Genomic DNA, 18211 nt, shown 5'->3' with positions numbered 1-18211 from the left:
ATATTTAACACACGTCGTAATTAAATTCAACCGATATTCTAAATCGCACGCTCATGAAAAAGTTCTTTGGGATTTTCATGGTGTGTTACTGTATGCTACCTATCCTGCTAAAGGCTCAGAGTGCTGTGGTACGTGGTACAGTAACCGCCACTGATGGTGGTAACGTCTTGCCGGGAGTTACCATCCAGGTAAAAGGGGGCACCTCCGGCACTACTACCGGACCTGATGGCAGCTTCAGCCTCACCGTTCCAAACACAAATGTTACGCTGGTATTCAGCTTTGTAGGCTATCTCAGACAGGAAGTACCGCTGAACGGCCGTACCAGCCTGCAGGTAGGCCTGCAACCGGATACCCGCAACCTGGAACAGGTAGTGGTGACCGCCCTCGGTATTAAAAAGGAAAAACGCGCACTGGGCTACGCCGTACAGGATGTAAGCGGGTCGCAATTGGCTGTCAGTAAGCAAACCAACGTGGTCAATGCGCTGCAAGGCCAGGTGGCCGGCGTACAGATCTCCAGCACCGGCGGCGCGCCGGGCCAGGGCTCCAGGATCATCATCCGTGGCATCAACTCACTGGATCCCACCAAATCCAGCCAGCCACTCTTCATTGTCGATGGTGTGCCTATTGACAATGACACTTACACCGATCCCCGTCCGGGAATAGATGATTCCCGCGGTATGAGCAACCGCGCGGCCGATATCAACCCCGACGATGTGGAAAGCATTTCCATCCTGCGGGGTGGCGCCGCTACCGCCTTGTATGGATTACGTGCCGCCAACGGGGCCGTGGTCATTACCACCAAATCTGGCCGCGCAGGTCGTTTAGTGGTGAACGTGAGCTCTACTTATGGCTTCGAGAACGTAAATAAAACACCCGATATTCAAACCCGTTTCTCTCAGGGATACCTGGGAGAATATGATCCCACCAGTTTCTGGCCCTCCTGGGGCCCTACGGTGGAAGAGGCCCGCAGGCAGGATCCTTCCCATCCTGCACAGCTGTTCAATAACTTTAAACGGGCTTACCGTACTGGAAAACAGTTCAGGAACACCGTGAACCTGAGCGGTGGCTCAGAAAAGGCTATATTCTCCGCCTCCGTTTCTTCCCTGAACCAGGATGGCGTCATTCCTTTCAGCGATTATAATAACTACTCCGCCCGGGTGAACGGTGAGCTGCGTTTCAGCCCCAAGTTCAAAATGGGCGCCTCCGTTAATTATATCAACTCCGGTGGTAACCGCGTGAACGCAGACCGTTACGGAGAGCAGCTGATCTACTGGTCGCCCCGCTGGGATGTGAAAGACTTTATAAAGCCGGACGGAACACAGAAAAACTATGGCCCGGATAATGACAATCCCATGTACGTTGCATACTCCAACCGTTTTGTAGATGATGTAAACAGGGTAATAGCAAATGTTAATGCCACCTGGTCGCCTTTCAAATGGCTGGACCTGAGTTATCGCTTTGGTACAGACTTTTACTCAGATGCACGTACCCATACAGCGCCAGGCCCCAAAGGCCTTGTAGGAGAACTGGCGCCGTTAAGCGATAATGGCTTCGGATTTGTGGATGAATACCAGATCGACAAACGCTTGCTGAACGGAACCTTCATCGCGAATGCCAGGAACAATATCACTTCCAAACTGACATCTGACTTCAAACTGGGTCATGACATGTACCAGTACAAACTGAAACGGGTGGCTACAGAAGGCGATACCCTGGACATCCCGGATCTGCTGATCCTGCAGAACGCCAAGAAAGTGGTCAGCCTCCAATATGAGGAACGTTATCGCATCATCGGCGTATTTGCAGACTGGACACTGAGCTGGGATAATTTCCTTTTCCTCACGCTGACCGGTCGCGAAGACTTCACGTCTACGCTGCGTAAAGATCGAAACTCTTTCTTCTATCCCTCCGTTAGTATGGGATATGTATTCACCGATCACCTGAAGATCCCGGATAACATACTCACCTATGGAAAAGTGAGGGCCTCCTGGGCAAGAATAGGCAAAGATCCGGCTCCGTATAAACTGGTGGCCGGTTACGAAACCCTCACTGATGGACCGATCAACAACAGCATCATCGGCTGGACCCGGGCCGACATCAAAATGGATCCCGATCTGAAACCGGAGTTCACCAATACTTTTGAAACAGGCGCTGAATTGAAATTCCTGCAAAACCGCCTTGGCCTTGACTTTACCTGGTATACTTCCAAAAGCACTGATCTGTTGATGAGTGTACCCCTGCCTTCCACCTCGGGGTATGAATATTTCTATACAAATGCAGGCTCGATACAGAACAGAGGTGTAGAAATATCCGTGAATGCAACACCGCTTAAGAGCAGGAATTTTAGCTGGGATGTACGTGCTAACTTTTCTACCAACCGTAATAAAGTATTGTCCTTACGTGAAGGAGTAGACGAAGTGATCGTAGGTTCCCAATTCGGTTATTCCAGCTCCAGCGCCACACAGAAATACATCGTAGGCTTACCAGTGGGCGCCATCTTCGGTCGCAGCTACGCCCGCTACTATGGCACAGACACGGAAGATCCCAGGATGATAGACAAGAGCCGGCCGATCCTGATCAACAGTACCGGTGGTCTACGAGGTTTCCCCGTCATCAACACCACGCAACAGAAATACCTGGGTAATACACAACCCTCCTGGATCGGCGCCATCACTAATTCATTCTCCTATAAAGGGGGCGGACTGTCATTCATGTTCGATGTAAGACAAGGCGTGAAGAAATATAACCAGTTCGCCAATTTTATGGCGGCATTTGGTACTTCAAAAATGACAGAGAACCGGGATCAAACCAAGGTGTTTGAGGGTGTTTACGCCGATGGGAAACCGAATGATATGCCGGTATACCTCGGACAGGGCATTGGCCCGGACGGCAGGGACTATACGGATGGATTTTACCGCCGCGTTTACAGGGGTGTCACAGAAGCTTTCATTGAAAATGCTTCGTGGGTACGTTTACGTAATGTAAGTCTTTCTTACCAGCTCCCAGCCAAATTGCTGGCAAGAACCAAATTCATTACCGGCGCCAATATTACCCTCACCGGTAACAACCTGTGGCTGCATACAGATTACACCGGCTTTGATCCTGAATCCAGCTCTTCAAATGCCGCCAGCAATGCAGATGCATTTTCAGGGTTCACTTATCCCTCTGTGCGCAGTTTCTTAGCCACTATTAATCTTACTTTTTAATGCACCGGACCATGAAAAAACTCATCTTATATATCACCTCCTTCGGACTGCTGACCGCCTTTGCGGCCTGTAAGAAGTACCTGGACGTGAACGAGAATCCCAATATAGCAGTCAACCCGCCTATCAATGGGCTACTGGCCAGCACTACCTATAATACCGGGTATACGGTATATCGTACGGGAGATTTCACATCCTACTTTTCACAATACCTGGCGTCTCCCAGTGCCGGCAGCGGATCAGACACTTATGATGAAGTAGACTACACCACCACCTGGACAGGCGTCTACAACACTATGACCGACCTGTATGACCTGGCGCACGCAGCAGATTCTGTTGGCGCATATCAGCATGCTGGTGTTGCCCGCGTAATGATGGCGCTAAACCTGAGTATAGTTAACGCTATCTGGGGCGCCGTACCATACAGCGAAGCGCTGAGCGGTAATCACATACAACCGCATTACGATACAGATCAGGGTGTATATGATACCTGCCTCTCACTGATCAACCAGGGCATTGCTTTCCTGGAGCGCACGGATGGCAAAATATTGCTCGATTCTACTAATGCCAAAGATCTGCTGCATCATGGTAGGGTAAATGCATGGATAAAAAGCGCCTACGCGCTGAAAGCCCGCCTGCTGAACCGCATTACTAAAAAAGCAAACTATGATCCTGCCGATGTATTGGCCGCCCTTGGCCAGGCCTACACCGGAAATGGGGATGATATGCAGCTCACCCAGTTTCAGTCACTCAGCCCCTGGAACCAGGCGGCTGTCAACAACGACAACAACTCGCTGGATGCCTGGCTCAGTACCCATTTTGTAGCTGCCACCAACGACAGCACCTTCGGCGTCTTTGATCCGCGCTTACCCCTGATCGCCACGCTCACCAAGTTTGGCGACTATCGCGGTACGATCAACGGCGCAGGCAGGATCGGCTCCGGTACAGATGCCGAAGAAAGCTATCTTTCTTCCAGCACCGGCTTCTACTCCAAAGGAGGCGCTCCGCTGCTGATTATGACCTATGCAGAATGTAAGTTCATCCAGTCTGAAGCTGCCTTCCGTGCGGGCGACCGGGCAACGGCCTATGCCGCCTACCTGGATGGCATCCGTGCGCATATGGATAAGCTGGGCGTGAGCGCCGCTAACCGCGACGCCTATGTGAACAATCCCGTAGTAAGTGTAGGAGCCGCCAATCTCACCCTGGCCCTGATCATGAAAGAGAAATATGTAGCAATGTTCCTGAACCCCGAAGCCTGGACCGACATTCGTCGTATGGACTACCAGTATACCGATTTCAAAATGCCGCAGAATGCAGTACTGCCTACCTTCATTCGCCGGGTGGCCTATCCCACATCGGAAGTGACCAAGAACTCCGGTAATGTACCTGCTGTAGGCGCCTTGTCAGATAAGTTGTGGTGGGACCAATAAAAAAGGTTTGAGGTTTGAAGCTTGATGTTTGAGGTTCAGAACGCGTGTGCTTATAAAGTTCACATGTTCCGAACCTCAAACTTTTAACCAACTTCAAACCTCAAACCTTAAACTTCAAACTTTCTTATTGTCTTCCGAATACTAAATACGCCATCACCAGCGTAAAGAAAATATTGAACAGCTGCGCGATAATAAACGCTATGGCAGGCCGCCCGTTTTCCATCTTAAATATATCCGTGAACTTCGTTTCCAATCCTATACACGTAAACGCCAGGGCAAACCAATACGTTTGCAGTTCTTTCAGGCTGCCTTTGGCGCTGCTTACCACACCAGCCGGCAGCACAAAAGAGAACAGGAGAGAGGCCAGCACAAAGCCCAGCACAAATTTGGGGAAGCGTTCCCAGATGGTCTTCAATCCCGGTTTCTTATCTGCACTTACATCTTTCTTACTAAGGGTCCAGTAAACGGAAATTAAGAAGGCTGCCAGCCCTAACAATACGTTCTGTGAGAATTTCACCAGGGTAGCATATTTCAGGGCCTCATCTCCCAGCAAAGTGCCTGCGGCTACTACAGCGCCGGAAGTATCGATGGTGCCGCCCAGCCAGGCGCCCGCTACGGCAGGCGTCATACCTGCCCAGATAGCGATGTAAGGCATGAACAGCATCATGGGAATGGCAATGATCAGTACCAGGGAGATCACGTGCGACAATTTCTTGTTATCGCCCTCTATGGCGCCGGATGTGGCGATAGCTGCCGATACGCCGCAGATAGACACGGCGCTGGAGATCATCATCCGGAACTCATCATCCAGTCCCAGGCGTTTAGTGAGCCAGAAGGTAAAATACCAAACCGCAAATACAACCACTACTGATTGTATAATGCCCAGGCCTCCCGCATTGATGATCTCCTGGAACAATACGTTCGCGCCCAGCAGTACCAGGCCTATCTTAATATACAGTTCTGTTTGTATAGCGGGTTTCAGCCATTCAGGCACGCCCAGTACATTACTGATCAACAGTCCTAATAAAAGGCTGAACAGCACTACCTCTATACCCAGGTCTTTGACGAATTTATTGCTGGTGATCAGTTGCGCCACCAGCGTGATCACAACAATGCCCAGCAGGCTGATAGCCAGTTTGACAGGTTGTGCGTTACCTGCCATCAAACGGGCCAGCACAAGGCTCGTCAATGCCCAGAAAAATAATACGCCGGTCTGCATTAACAGGGAAGGGCTGCTGATCTGTGCCCAGAATCCCGCGCCATCGGCCCAGGCAGAAAATTTAGGGAGAGCGGGCTTTAAGCCGGAACACACCAATGCAATGGTCAGAAATGCGATAATGACTGCAATCCAGTCTTCGTGAAGTGACTTTTTCATAGAACTAGTCAACAGAATTTATAAGGTTAAGAACGCGTGCATGGTGGGTGCGGCGCCAAGATATAAAAAAAGTTTGAGGTTTGACGTTTGATGTTTGATGTTCAGGATATGCATGCTTTCCTGGCTCTTTCTTCTAAACTTCAAACCTCCAACGAACCTCAAACCTCAAACCTCAAACCTCAAACATCAAACCTCAAACCTCAAACCACATTTCAATGGAAGAACACATATCCCAGTATAATGGCTGCAACCACCCCGATAAAGTCTGCAATCAGCCCGCAGGTCAGCGCGTAGCGGGTGTTCTTGATATTAACGGAACCGAAATAAACAGCCAGTATATAGAACGTAGTTTCAGTGGATCCCTGCATAATACACGCCAAACGGCCTACAAAAGAATCGGCGCCGTAATGCTGCATAGCCTCTACCATCAGTCCCCTGGCAGCGCCGCCACTCAGTGTTTTCATGAGGCCAACGGGCAGGGCCGGTACAAAGTCCGTGTTTACACCCAGCATGGCAAAGAAGCCGCCGATACCCTGGATCACGTAGTCCATGCAGCCGGTGCTTCTGAAAGCGCTGATGGCTACCAGGATCGCCACCAGGTAGGGAATGATCATGACCACGGTCTTGAAACCGTCTTTGGCGCCCTCTATAAAGGTTTCATATACATTGATGCGCTTTGCAAAACCAAGCACCAGGAAGGAGACGATCACAGAAAAAATAACAAGTCCGCCCAGCAGCCCGGTATAAGTAGCCACTTCTGCAGGCGGCATATTATGCAGCCAGCTAAAGAGCCCGAACATCACCAGTCCGAAACCGCCGAAGAATACCAGGGAAGGCAGGTTAAACAGGTTGATGCGCTGGTACAGCGCTACGGCTATTACCCCGCTCATGAAAGAAATAAAAGTGCCTATCACGGTGGGAACAAAAATATCTGCCGGGTTAGCGGCCCCGTTGGCCAGGCGCATAGCGATCACCGAAGTGGGAATAATGGTCATGCCCGCCGTATTCAGTACCAGGAACATGATCTGCGCATTGGTAGCTGTTTCGGGGGTCGGGTTCACGTCCTGCAGCTGTTTCATGGCTTCCAGCCCCACGGGAGTAGCGGCGTTATCCAGTCCCAGCATATTGGCAGAAAAGTTCATTACAATAGAGCCCATGGCCGGGTGTTGTTTGGGCACCTGCGGAAACAATCTCGAAAAGAAGGGGTTTACCGCCCTTGCAAATATGCTGATCATCCCTGCTTTTTCCCCTACCCGCATAATACCCATCCAGAAGGTCATGATACCGGCCAGTCCCAGGGATATTTCCGCCCCTGTTTTGGCGCTGTCAAACATGCCGGTCATCACATTAGCGAATACCGCCGTGTCATGTAAGAATATCAGGCGGTAAAGCGCTACTACGAACGCTACCAGGAAAAACGCGATCCAAACGTAGTTTAAAGCCATAAGTTGTGGTTAGTAAATAGTCCATGGTCCATAGTCGATGGTCCACGGCATATGCGGTTATTTTAATATCCGTCAAATCTATTAAAAATAGTCGATGGTCCATAGTCTATGGTTTAGGGCATATTCCTATTCCCGCGGTATACCTGCTGTACACTGCTGTTGTGAAAGACAATTTGTCTTATGGATGATGCTATGGACCACCGACTATGGACCATCGACTTATTTATTCAAATTTTCCCTATCTTTGCGGGCAAATTTTTTAAAAGATGGCGTTGCAAGCAGGAATAGTAGGATTGCCCAATGTAGGAAAATCAACTTTATTTAACGCGGTGAGTAACAGCGCCAAAGCGCAGGCCAGTAACTACCGGTTCTGTACCATTGAGCCGAACGTTGGCCTGGTAGATGTGCCGGATGAGCGCCTCGCAAAACTGGAATCGCTGGTGAAACCGCAAAGGGTAGTGCCTACCACGATCGAGTTTGTGGACATTGCCGGATTGGTGAAAGGCGCCAGCAAAGGGGAAGGCCTGGGCAACAAGTTCCTGGCCAATATCCGCGAAGTAGACGCCATCGTGCACGTGATCCGCTGCTTTGAAGACGATAATATATTAAGGGAGGAAGGTCCCATCAATCCCGTAAGCGATAAAGGCATCATCGATACAGAGCTGCAGCTGAAAGACCTGGAAACGGTAGAGAAGAAAGTAGCCCGTACAGAGAAGATGGCTAAAACCGGGGGTGATCCCAAGGCTAAAAAGGAATTCGAGATCCTGAAACAGTGCCAGGAATGCCTGGAGCAGGGCCGTAACATCCGTGAGCTGGGCCTGAGCAAGGAAGACCGCACCGCTATTGCCGACCTTTTCCTGTTAACGGAAAAACCAGTGCTCTATGTAGCAAATGTGGATGAAGCTTCCCTGCACACCGGCAACAAATTCTCCCAGGCCCTGCAGGAAGCTGTAAAGGCCGAGAACGCCGAAGTGATCATCATGAACAACTCTATTGAAGCCCAGATCTCTGAAATGGAAGATCCGGACGATAAGCAGCTGTTCCTCGAAGAATATAAACTGACCGAGCCAGGTTTGAACCGCCTCATCCGCTCTGCTTATAAGCTGCTGAACCTGATCACCTACTTTACGGCAGGAGAGCAGGAAGTACGCGCCTGGACCATTCACCGCGGCTGGAAAGCCCCGCTGGCAGCCGGCGTGATCCATACCGACTTTGAGAAAGGCTTCATTAAGGCGGAAGTGATCTCTTACGACGACTACGTGAAATTCGGTTCTGAATCCGGCGCGCGCGACAACGGCCGTTTAAGGATAGAGGGCAAAGAGTATGTCGTGAACGACGGTGATGTAATGCACTTTAGGTTTAACGTGTAAGCCCCCGGGCATAAAGATATCCCAACTTCGGTTGGGGGTTACAACAAAATAGAAGCCCCCCGGCAGTACGCCGGGGGGCTTCGCCAATTTAAGTGGGTGAGTAAGCATTAGAGGTTATACCCCAGCGAGGCGTACCATTGTGAACCTACTACCGGGTTACCCCATGATTGAGTATATGTTTTTCTAAGTACGTTAGCCCCACCGATCTTCAGGGTGGTCTTTACTTTCGGGAACAGTTTGGTCACCTGTGCATCCAGCGTGCCGTAAGACGGGATCTCGCTCAGCGCCAGTGTTCTTACCACCGGTCCTACGAAAGAAGATTGCCATACAAAGCTGTCCTGCCAGCGGTAGGTAACGTTAAAGCCGATATTGGAACCGGCAATATTGCGGTTACCGCCATACAGGTTATAACGTACTTTGGGCGTGTTATACATTACAGCGGCGCCAAATTTTTCTTCATCCAGCAGCCTGTTATATGAAACGTTTCCACCTATTACAAAATTGAGTGGCAGGGCATAATCTATGCCCAGAGCCCATCCCCAGGATTTGATGTCCTCGTCCAGGTTCACGGGGATGGAGTAAATGTTCTGTGTGCTGGGCCCCGTAGGTTGTACCAGCAGCTGGATACCGTTATAATCCTTGAAAGTATTATAGTACACATAGGCGTCTACCAGTACCTTGTTGGCAAACAGGCCTTTATAGCCGGCTTCCCAGGCAATGATCTTCTCTGGCTTGAATTCTTTGAACTGGTATTGCTGCGGCTGACCTGCCTGAACAGATTCCAGGGTATATACCGGACCGCTCTTCAGCCCATGACGTTCCAGCAGGAAGGGCAGTCCGCCTATCAGGCGAGCCTGGGGCGTCTGCAGGTCGATGTACTGGTCCTGGCAGGTGGGAATACGGAATCCCGTCTGGTAAGAAGCCCTGATATTATGTGTTTTCAGGAAAGTGTATACCGCTGTAACGCGGGGAGTGAACTGGCCTGCAAAGTTCTCGTTCTTGTCATAACGGATGGAGCCCGTTAGCGCCAGGTGATCGTCAATTACTTTTTTGGATGCCTGCAGGTAACCGCCCCATTCGTGTATACGGAACTCTTTACCGTCATCATCCACTGCAAAGAGTGATTTATCAGAGTTCAGCGCATAAATACGGTAGTTGCCGCCTACCAGTATTTCAGCAAAGGAGATATGATCGCTCAGGTTATACATAAACTCCGCCTGGTACAGGTTGGTTTTATCCAGGAACTTGGCGCCTACACCGGTGGCATCGCCGGGGATAGCTTTATCTTTTACTTTTTGTGCGGCAGCGTTGAAGGCGGCAGTGCCGGGCATCAGGCGTCCGCTGTCAGCTTTGGCTCTTGCGGCGTTATGAAAATTAGTAGCATTGCTCTGTGATGCGTTAGTGGCGGCAGCAAATGCTTGAGCAGGTGATTGTCCTGATTGAAGCGCTGTCTGGAAGGCCGTGGCAAACGCTCCGAGAGAACCGGCCGCATACGTGCCGAAATATTGCTGGAACCAGGTAGTGCTGGGTTTCCATGCTTCATTAATGCCTTGGGCAAGCACGCCGCCTGCATAGCTGTCACCGGCCCTTTCCTGAGTGGTGTACAGGCGAACATAGAAATTGCTGCCCTTCAGTTCGGCTTTATATTGGCCCATTTTGAAATTCTTAATGGAGTAACGGTCTGCCCCGGTATACACCGTAGTACCGTAACCATAGCTGCCTTGTATAAAGGCCTCCAGGTTCTCGCGAATCTTATAGTGAACGGCAGCGTTCACTTTCAGGTTCTTGGTCTTATAGTCTACCAGCGAACGTTCATCATAACCGGTGCGCGATACAAAAGACCGGGCGCTATCAGGCATAATAGAGTTGTAGATCATTTGTGGGGTAATAGCGCCTCCGGTGGCGGCGGATAAGGCTGCAATAGTACCGCCCAGTTGGTTGGTAGGGCTTAATGCGGTGGCCCGCAGTGCAGATTTCATATTCACATTGGTCTCATCGCCATAAATGTTCACGCCGTTGTAGGCGGGATTGACGCCACGGCTGCCACTGGTCAGGTTATAGCCGTTCAGGATGCTCTGGTCGCGGTCGTCGTAGGCCTGCCAGTCGTCTGCCGACAGGTAGCCCAGGTTCACCTTAAAGGCCCATTTGTTATTAAAGGCATGCGCATAACGCAGGGTGACATCGTAATACCCGGTAGAGCTTTTGCTGCGGCCGGGCTCAGACAGCAAGCCTGATTTTACGTTAGCGCTGAGGCCCTGGTACTGGAAAGGGTTCTTGCTGTTCATCAGCACAATGCCGTTCAGCGCGTTGGGCCCATAGAGGGCGGAAGAGGCGCCGGGCAGCAGTTCCACATTGTCCATATCCAGCTCAGTGATGCCCACGATGTTGCCCACGGAAAAGTTCAATCCCGGTGCCTGGTTATCCATACCATCTATCAGTTGCACCATACGTATATTACCATTGCTGGCAAATCCCCTTGTGTTCACCGATTTGAAGGTAAGGCTCTGGGTGCTCAGTTCCACGCCTTTCATATTGGCCAGTGCATCGTAGAAGGTAGGAGCGGGAGACGCCTTGATGGCCCTGGAGTCCAGTTTCTCGATGGATACCGGTGATTGCAGGATGTTTTGCGCCACGCGGCTGGCAGCCACTACTATTTCCTGACCCAGCACCTCGGTAGAGGTTAACTGTACGCTCACGGCCTCATTGGCGCTGGTCACGATCCGCTCTTCGCTTTTGAATCCCACGTAGGAGAATACGAGCGTAAGGGGGAGGCTCCTGGAAGTGTTCAGCTTGAAATTACCGCTGTTGTCGGTAATGGTACCGGATAAAGTGCCTTTAACGCTAACGGTTACACCGGGCATTTTTTCCCCGTTGAGACTATTAGTAACAGCGCCGGTGATGGTGGTCTGTTCTTGTGCTTGTGCTACTACACATAGGTTAAGTAAAAATAGGACCGAACACAAACAGGTTGTAAGATAGTTCTTCATAAAATGTAGAATTTTGTTTTGGTTGAGCCGGGGATTAGCGTTTTTTATTATAATTAAAAATAACGAACTATTGTGAATTAACAATTATCATTTCTAACATGTGTGTTGCAAGGTGTAATTTGGAGCAGCATCCATACGATTGGGGAATCATTGTTTGTCAGGAAGTTAACGAAAAAAATCGGTATAAATGTTAAAAAAAGGAACTATTTTAGATAGAAACATTTTCAACTCATCTTGTTATGAGGATAGGAAAAGAAATTGCAGCAATGCTACGAAAAACCATACTTTATCTGTTGTTAGCCTTATTACCTTATACAGGCTGTTCTTTGATCTTCAATACCGCCAAGGTAGAGGTTCCGGAAGGTTACAGTGGATGGTGCTATGTTATCCCGGTAAAGGATACGGCAGGTTTTAAATTCAACCTTTCGTCCAAAGGGCGGTATTTAGTGAACGAAAGCGGTATCGCTTATGTCCCGGCTCATTATGTTCGGTCCGGGAAGGATCTGTGGGTGAAGGTATACCAGCACGGCAAAGAAATTACAAGTCACACCAGGTATCTCAGCCGCGTTGACAAAACCAATACAACCAGTAAGCAACACTATTTCTACGTTCATTTTTTGATTCCTGGCGATAAAGAAAAAGACATACCATCATCAGATCCTTACTGGCAGCAGAATGATTTCAGGCAGTACGGCATATCGAGATTCGACAGCCTTGTGACTGCAGGAACAATCACGTTTAAGTAAGGGCATGGGCAAGCATAAATTCATAATTGATATGCATCAACTATACCTTGTTCTCATGTTAGCTTTTATTGTAGAGATATCCGTGTGAATGCAGATACCATGTGTACTGCGAATGCAATTTTGTCAAGATAGTCACCTTACTTATCACCCCCTTTCATCTCTTCCAAGCCCACCTCAAAATACACTTTAGGAGAAGAAAACCGAGACCGCTCTATCGCTACAGTACCAGCCTCTCATCGCTCTATAATATGATCACTCGGCGCCCACTTTTTCTCTTCCCATGTCCACCAATCCGTTATTACTGGAAGGCTGGTACTATCAATGTCAATAGTAAGCTCTCTCCAACAAAGCGTTTCATGTGAATCCTTCGCTATTGTCTTTTCAACGGAAAATGAGACAGTAATAGAACGATAGTTCTCTTTATGGCTCATAATGCTGGCAACATTATGCGCAATCTTCGAGGAAGTCCTTATAAAATACAAGCTGTCTTTCGAACACAGGTCCCCATTTCCGCTTTTCAGTCCTACAGAAAAGCTCCCATCCTTCCCGCTATCGCTAACGGCATAATAGTCGTGCCGGAGGTAAACTTTGCATTGATATTCCCGGGCCAGCGCAGTACAAAGTCCTTCTTCCTCGGGGCTCAACGGAATACGGGGAGCATAGCACGACGGAAAATAAATAAGCAGGAAAATAAGAACAATTATCCCGATCAAAGCCCGGCCTTTGCGTTTGCTAGTCATGGTCATAAAAAAAATTAATTAAGCCGTCTTAAAGATCAAAATATCAACTCCCCCGTCTCCACATCTATCGCCGTGGCCTCCGGCCGGTAGTACGCCAGCAGCCAGGGTATTGCGTTCGCCCTATGCACGGCAGTAGAGTTATACGCAACAGCCGCACCTACTAACCCGAATCCCATCGCGCCCCAGAAAATTGATTTATTCCTCCGGTTGATATCATCCATATATTTCGACAACACAAACGCATTACCTTTCCGTTCTATCGGCACCAGTTCTCCTTCGTCAAATTTATATAACTCGCCTTTATAAGACAGGCCCCACATGCGCGTCACCTCTTTACGCGTGCTGTCCGGCCCCTTGGCATATACCACCATTTTCTTCCGCTTCTTCGTCTCTATCTCAAAATCTGTGATACGCGGTGTATTTGCCAGGAACTCTTCGTAATAATAATACACGCCGTCCTTGTAAGCAGTATCCTTGTAAATAGGCGTCCTGAACGCACTTAAGGTACTGTCAATAATAGCAGCCTCCGTCATGGATGCCCCGGCTGTATAGCTTCCCGCCGCATCCTCGCAGGCAAGGTAGAACTGCTGCATCGCCTGGGCAATATTCTTGTCATGCTTCCCGGTAACATCCATACCACGCTTTATCAGCACAGTATCAAAGGTGGTCAGCAGGCGATAAGCGGGTTTGTCGCTGTTGTCAGCAGGCACATAGGCATCTGCTTTCAGCCGCACAAACGCCTGTTCGCTCATTGCTTCCGATGTTTCATTAATGCGCAGGTCTTTGATCACCCATAGCATCTCCCTGCCGGATGGCACATAAACGCCGCCCAACAGGGCATTTGCAAAATCCTGGAGATAGGGCGTGTAAGCTTTGTCGGGAATAGCACGTACTTTTTTGTTGGCCATGCCTACCTGCACAAATCCCAGCTGGCTGGTATCGGCGCAGAGGGGAATCACCTTAATACCTGACAGGCGGAGCAACGGCTCGCCTTTGGCCTTGTAACGTTTGGCATCCAGCCGGATAACCTTCACCTTCTCATTTTTAACGGTGTCTTCTTTCGCCTGGGCCTGGGCAAAGAGGCAGGTCGGGCTAAACAACAATGCTGCGATAAATGCATATTTCATGGTAACAATACGGGATTTTCTTTACAGCGTAAATATAGGTGATTTATGATGACGCACATCTTGCCCCCGGCAATTTCACCTGGTAAACGCTCTCCCTCGTCATCACCGTCCATACAAGCATCTCCTGCGCATTAACTATCAACTGCCCACTGTCAACTGACAACTTTCTTCCCCAAACCGTCCTCACCACATCCATACCACCTTTTTTCGCAGCCATACGTACCACCGGGCGCTTTACAGTCTGCCTTTTTACCCTCATTTTCGTATGCTGCAGCTGTTCCCGTACCTCTGCCTCGCATATCCCGCGTTTCAACAGCGCCACCGCTTTCCCGGTCATCGCCCTGTACAGGATAAGCCGCTTTTGCTGCCTTGGCAGCAGCCGGTAAACCCCTGCCGCTATCTGCGACGCCCTTCCCAGCAGCTCGGCATGTTGCCGCGTACGTGCAAATGCTGCATCCCGCTTTACACGCTTCCCGCTTAAGGTACTTTTCCGCCTTGCATAATACTGGCCGTTCAAACGGTAATAACAAATACCGTTGACCGTGCCGGTGATATACACCGGCCCTTGTTGCTTACTCATAAAATACTGTTTAATAAAGTGAAAAATGCTTATCAAAGCGAAGGTATCGGGCTGGGGGATCTGGCCCAAATTACGTGGCGGGAATGGCGGTTTTGGCGGAAATGTCCTCGTGTTTTCCTCGCGGAGTCTTAGTAAGTTCCTCGTTTTTCCCTGGTAAACCCGCCGGGCAGGCTTAGTGTTACTTTAGTCCTACCTACGGTAAAAGCGCATACAAGCTTAGGTAAAAGCGCATGCAAGCTTACTGAAAAGCGCGTGGCCTATTCGCCCATCCATTTTTTCAGCAGTGCGCCGATCTGTTCAAATTCTATCAGGAAACCGTCATGCCCGTAAGAAGAGTCTATTTCATAGTAGGTGGCATTGGGCAGGTGCCGCTCCAGGAAGAGCTGCTCTTCCGGCGGACATAATATATCACTCGTGATCCCCATGAGTAGGGTAGGGTGGGGTAGTTGCTCCAGCAGGGCGGCCATATCGTCTTCCTTGCCCCGGGCAATGTTATGGCTGTCCATCGCTTTGGTCAGCAGCCAGTAGCTCTGGGCATTAAAGCGGTTCACCAGCTTATCGCCCTGGTAGTTAATATAGGAAGCCGCCCGGAAATTATCCGTCTTGTTCTTATCCGGGTCAGATTGTGTACGTACAAAGGTCTGGTAGTTGCGATAGGTCAGCATCCCGATAGCCCTGGCGGCTTTCAGTCCTCTTTGCCCGGCTTTTGCGCTGTCATCGCGCCAGCTGCAGTCTGCCTCAATGGCCAGGCGCTGGGCAGTATGGATAGCAATGCCCCAGGCGCTCTCAGAGGCCCCGGTGCACAGCAGGAAAAGGCGGTCGATAGCCGCCGGCTCCGCCAGTGCCCATTCCAGTACCTGGTAGCCGCCCATGGAGCCGCCTATCAGCAGGTGGATCTTTTCAATGCCCAGGTGCCTGCGCAGCAGGATATGCGCTTTAACCATATCCCGGACGGTCACCTGCGGAAAACTGTGATAGTAAGGTTGCCCCGTCTGCGGATTGATGCTCAGCGGGCCGGAGCTGCCATAACAGGAGCCCAGGATATTGGCGCATACAATAAAATGACGCGCCGGGTCTATTACCCGGCCTTCGCCTATCAGACCGGTCCACCAGTCTGCTACATCAGAATTGGCAGTCAGCGCATGACATACCCACACCACATTGCTCGCATCCGCGTTCAGCGTACCATAGGTATGATAGGCAATGCGTAATTCAGGCAGCTCAGCGCCCGATTCTAATGTAAATAGTTCTTTTATATGTAATTCCTTTACAGGCAACCCCCAAAAATTTGCGCGAAACTACGCAAAAAACACTGAACGTCAAATGCAGAACAAAGAATGCTGCAACTCACCCTTTAACTCCCTCATCGTCCATGTTTTGCTTTCAGCATTCTTTAACCTATTTTTGACCTAAATTTTTAGGAAAGCATGAAAATTTCATTAAAAAGGATCGACGACGGGTTCAATATGGAAGCTACAGATGAAACCGGGCACAGTGTGCGCATGGATTCCTCTGTAGAGAATGGCGGTAGCAATAATGGCGTTCGCCCCATGCAGATGCTCATGATGGGCCTGGGTGGGTGTTCTGCCATTGATGTAGTGATGATCCTTAAAAAACAAAGGCAGGAGATCACCGATTTCCGCATCGAGATCGAAGGAGACCGCGAAAAAGGCAAAGAGCCCAGCCTCTGGGAAAAAGCCCACGTAGTATTCCACCTGACAGGCAACATTGATCCCGACAAGGCCGCCCGCGCCGTGGAATTATCCATGAACAAGTACTGCTCTGTAGCCGAAACCCTGCGTAAGTCAGGCACTGAGCTTACATGGGAAACAAGAGTAAACCAATAATTTATAAATGTTTGAAGTTTGAGGTTTGAGGTTTGAAGTTCGTTAGATGTTAGAAGTTATTGGTCAGTGCCAGGCTAACATTTATGAACCTGCAACCTCCAACGAACTTCAAACCTCAAACCTCAAACCTCAAACTTCTTTGTCTGATGGACGAGCAACAATACAAGCCGGAAACCGAAGCTGTCAGGATCCAGATTGAAAGGACCTGGCAAATGGAACATTCCTCGCCTTTATTCCTGACCTCCAGCTTCTGCTTTGATACCGTGGAAGAAATGAGGGCCACCTTCGCCGACGAAACAGACTTCAATATCTACAGCCGTTTCAGCAACCCGAATGTAGACGAGTTTGTTCGCCGCGTATGTGCGCTGGAACAAGCCGAAGCAGGCTATGCCACCGCTTCCGGAATGAGCGCCATTTTCGCCAGCTTTATGGCCCTGATGAAGGCCGGAGACCACCTCCTGTCTGCCCGCTCCATCTTCGGATCTACCCATACGGTCATCACCAAGTTCCTGCCCAAATGGGGAATATCCTACGACTATTTCGACGTCAATGATCCCAACAGCGTAGAAGCCCTCATTAAGCCCAATACGCGGATGATCTTCATCGAAACGCCTGCTAACCCCGGTCTCGATATCATCGACATCGAATGGCTGGCTAAAATAGCCGACAAACATAACATCATCCTCAACGTTGATAACTGCTTTGCCACACCGGTGCTGCAGAAGCCCATCCTCCTGGGCGCTCACCTGGTTACCCACTCCGCCACCAAGTGGATGGACGGCCAGGGACGCGTACTGGGCGGCATCGTAGTAGGCAAGCCGGAGCTGATCAAGGAGATCTATGCCTTCTGCCGCAGCACTGGCCCTTCCATGTCTCCCTTCAATGCCTGGGTGCTCAGCAAAAGCCTGGAAACCCTGCATGTACGCATGGAACGCCATTCCGCCAGCGCCTTCACCCTGGCCAAAGCCCTGGAAGCTCATCACCAGCTGAACTGGGTAAGGTACCCGCTGTTGGAAACCCACCCGCAATACGCCATCGCTAAAAAGCAGATGAGCGGCGGCGGCGGTATTTTCTGCTTTGAGCTGAAAGGCGGACTGGAACAAGGCAAACGCTTCCTGGATGCACTGAAGATGCTCACGCTGACAGCTAACCTGGGCGACAGCCGCAGTATCGCCTCTCATCCTGCCAGCACCACCCATGCCAAGCTCACGGAGGATGAACGCCTGAAAGTGGGCATAACGCCTGGCTTTATACGAATCTCCGTAGGCCTGGAAAACGTACAGGATATCCTGCAGGATATCGAACAGGCCCTGGAAGCATCCAAAGCCTGAGCCAAAGCATTTACGCGTATTTAATGATTG

13 protein-coding genes are annotated in these 18211 nt (G+C 50.1%); 6 read left to right on the top strand and 7 right to left on the bottom strand.

The window, feature by feature from the left end; all coding sequences use genetic code 11:
* Nucleotides 1–53: 53 nt before the first annotated feature.
* Both ACR9Y8_RS01920 and ACR9Y8_RS01915 read left to right on the top strand, forming a co-directional pair.
* Nucleotides 54–3206 carry a SusC/RagA family TonB-linked outer membrane protein gene (locus ACR9Y8_RS01920; protein WP_481211532.1) on the top strand — a complete coding sequence of 1051 codons (3153 nt, stop codon included), beginning with the start codon at nt 54–56 and terminating at the stop codon, nt 3204–3206.
* A gap of 11 nt (nt 3207–3217) precedes the next feature.
* Nucleotides 3218–4633 (top strand): SusD/RagB family nutrient-binding outer membrane lipoprotein, encoded by a 1416-nt coding sequence (locus ACR9Y8_RS01915; protein ID WP_481211531.1) that lies wholly within the window; start codon nt 3218–3220, stop codon nt 4631–4633.
* 124 nt (nt 4634–4757) lie between these two features.
* Here the strand turns inward: ACR9Y8_RS01915 and ACR9Y8_RS01910 are convergent, their stop codons facing one another.
* Together ACR9Y8_RS01910 and ACR9Y8_RS01905 are read right to left on the bottom strand one after the other, a co-directional pair.
* Entirely contained in the window at nt 4758–6008 is a 1251-nt protein-coding gene (locus ACR9Y8_RS01910) for a YeiH family protein (RefSeq protein ID WP_481211530.1), read from the bottom strand.
* Nucleotides 6009–6220: 212 nt separating this feature from the next.
* Nucleotides 6221–7453, bottom strand: a complete 1233-nt coding sequence (locus ACR9Y8_RS01905; protein WP_481211529.1) for a nucleoside recognition domain-containing protein — start codon at nt 7451–7453, stop codon at nt 6221–6223.
* A 266-nt stretch (nt 7454–7719) separates the two neighbouring features.
* Here ACR9Y8_RS01905 and ychF point away from each other — a divergent pair, with 266 nt between their 5' ends.
* Nucleotides 7720–8823 carry a redox-regulated ATPase YchF gene (gene ychF, locus ACR9Y8_RS01900; RefSeq protein ID WP_481211528.1) on the top strand — a complete coding sequence of 368 codons (1104 nt, stop codon included), beginning with the start codon at nt 7720–7722 and terminating at the stop codon, nt 8821–8823.
* Nucleotides 8824–8930: 107 nt separating this feature from the next.
* On the opposite strand, the gene ACR9Y8_RS01895 is transcribed toward ychF, so the two are convergent.
* Nucleotides 8931–11810 carry a TonB-dependent receptor gene (locus ACR9Y8_RS01895; RefSeq protein WP_481211527.1) on the bottom strand — a complete coding sequence of 960 codons (2880 nt, stop codon included), beginning with the start codon at nt 11808–11810 and terminating at the stop codon, nt 8931–8933.
* Nucleotides 11811–12049: 239 nt separating this feature from the next.
* Between ACR9Y8_RS01895 and ACR9Y8_RS01890 the strand changes: the two genes are divergently transcribed.
* On the top strand, nt 12050–12556 hold the full coding sequence (locus ACR9Y8_RS01890) for a hypothetical protein (protein WP_481211526.1): 507 nt from the start codon (nt 12050–12052) through the stop codon (nt 12554–12556).
* Nucleotides 12557–12789: 233 nt separating this feature from the next.
* On the opposite strand, the gene ACR9Y8_RS01885 is transcribed toward ACR9Y8_RS01890, so the two are convergent.
* The 4 genes from ACR9Y8_RS01885 to metX all read right to left on the bottom strand — a co-directional run bounded on the left by ACR9Y8_RS01885 (nt 12790) and on the right by metX (nt 16280).
* A complete protein-coding gene (locus ACR9Y8_RS01885; RefSeq protein WP_481211525.1) occupies nt 12790–13296 on the bottom strand; it encodes a hypothetical protein in 507 nt (168 codons plus the stop codon).
* A 35-nt stretch (nt 13297–13331) separates the two neighbouring features.
* Nucleotides 13332–14423, bottom strand: coding sequence for a hypothetical protein (locus tag ACR9Y8_RS01880; RefSeq protein WP_481211524.1), 1092 nt, complete (start codon nt 14421–14423; stop codon nt 13332–13334).
* A 43-nt stretch (nt 14424–14466) separates the two neighbouring features.
* Entirely contained in the window at nt 14467–15003 is a 537-nt protein-coding gene (locus ACR9Y8_RS01875) for a hypothetical protein (protein ID WP_481211523.1), read from the bottom strand.
* A gap of 257 nt (nt 15004–15260) precedes the next feature.
* Nucleotides 15261–16280 carry a homoserine O-acetyltransferase MetX gene (gene metX, locus ACR9Y8_RS01870; RefSeq protein WP_481211522.1) on the bottom strand — a complete coding sequence of 340 codons (1020 nt, stop codon included), beginning with the start codon at nt 16278–16280 and terminating at the stop codon, nt 15261–15263.
* Between the two features lie 150 nt (nt 16281–16430).
* On the opposite strand from metX, the gene ACR9Y8_RS01865 reads away from it, so the two are divergent.
* Nucleotides 16431–16850: an OsmC family protein gene (locus tag ACR9Y8_RS01865; RefSeq protein WP_481211521.1), complete on the top strand. Its 420-nt coding sequence runs from the start codon at nt 16431–16433 to the stop codon at nt 16848–16850.
* Nucleotides 16851–16996: 146 nt separating this feature from the next.
* On the top strand, nt 16997–18181 hold the full coding sequence (locus tag ACR9Y8_RS01860; protein WP_481211520.1) for a trans-sulfuration enzyme family protein: 1185 nt from the start codon (nt 16997–16999) through the stop codon (nt 18179–18181).
* Nucleotides 18182–18211 lie beyond the last annotated feature (30 nt).

The sequence above is a fragment of the Chitinophaga sp. SVR4-12A genome, from assembly GCF_056754765.1.
This window is presented reverse-complemented; position numbering and strand designations above follow the sequence as displayed.

Excerpts from the sequence above, each read along its gene's own strand:
- ACR9Y8_RS01920 (WP_481211532.1), top strand. The coding sequence starts at position 54 with ATGAAAAAGTTCTTTGGGATTTTCATGGTGTGTTACTGTATGCTACCT.
- ACR9Y8_RS01915 (WP_481211531.1), top strand. The coding sequence starts at position 3,218 with ATGAAAAAACTCATCTTATATATCACCTCCTTCGGACTGCTGACCGCC.
- ACR9Y8_RS01910 (WP_481211530.1), bottom strand. The coding sequence starts at position 6,008 with ATGAAAAAGTCACTTCACGAAGACTGGATTGCAGTCATTATCGCATTT.
- ACR9Y8_RS01905 (WP_481211529.1), bottom strand. The coding sequence starts at position 7,453 with ATGGCTTTAAACTACGTTTGGATCGCGTTTTTCCTGGTAGCGTTCGTA.
- ychF (WP_481211528.1), top strand. The coding sequence starts at position 7,720 with ATGGCGTTGCAAGCAGGAATAGTAGGATTGCCCAATGTAGGAAAATCA.
- ACR9Y8_RS01895 (WP_481211527.1), bottom strand. The coding sequence starts at position 11,810 with ATGAAGAACTATCTTACAACCTGTTTGTGTTCGGTCCTATTTTTACTT.
- ACR9Y8_RS01890 (WP_481211526.1), top strand. The coding sequence starts at position 12,050 with ATGAGGATAGGAAAAGAAATTGCAGCAATGCTACGAAAAACCATACTT.
- ACR9Y8_RS01885 (WP_481211525.1), bottom strand. The coding sequence starts at position 13,296 with ATGACTAGCAAACGCAAAGGCCGGGCTTTGATCGGGATAATTGTTCTT.
- ACR9Y8_RS01880 (WP_481211524.1), bottom strand. The coding sequence starts at position 14,423 with ATGAAATATGCATTTATCGCAGCATTGTTGTTTAGCCCGACCTGCCTC.
- ACR9Y8_RS01875 (WP_481211523.1), bottom strand. The coding sequence starts at position 15,003 with ATGAGTAAGCAACAAGGGCCGGTGTATATCACCGGCACGGTCAACGGT.
- ACR9Y8_RS01865 (WP_481211521.1), top strand. The coding sequence starts at position 16,431 with ATGAAAATTTCATTAAAAAGGATCGACGACGGGTTCAATATGGAAGCT.
- ACR9Y8_RS01860 (WP_481211520.1), top strand. The coding sequence starts at position 16,997 with ATGGACGAGCAACAATACAAGCCGGAAACCGAAGCTGTCAGGATCCAG.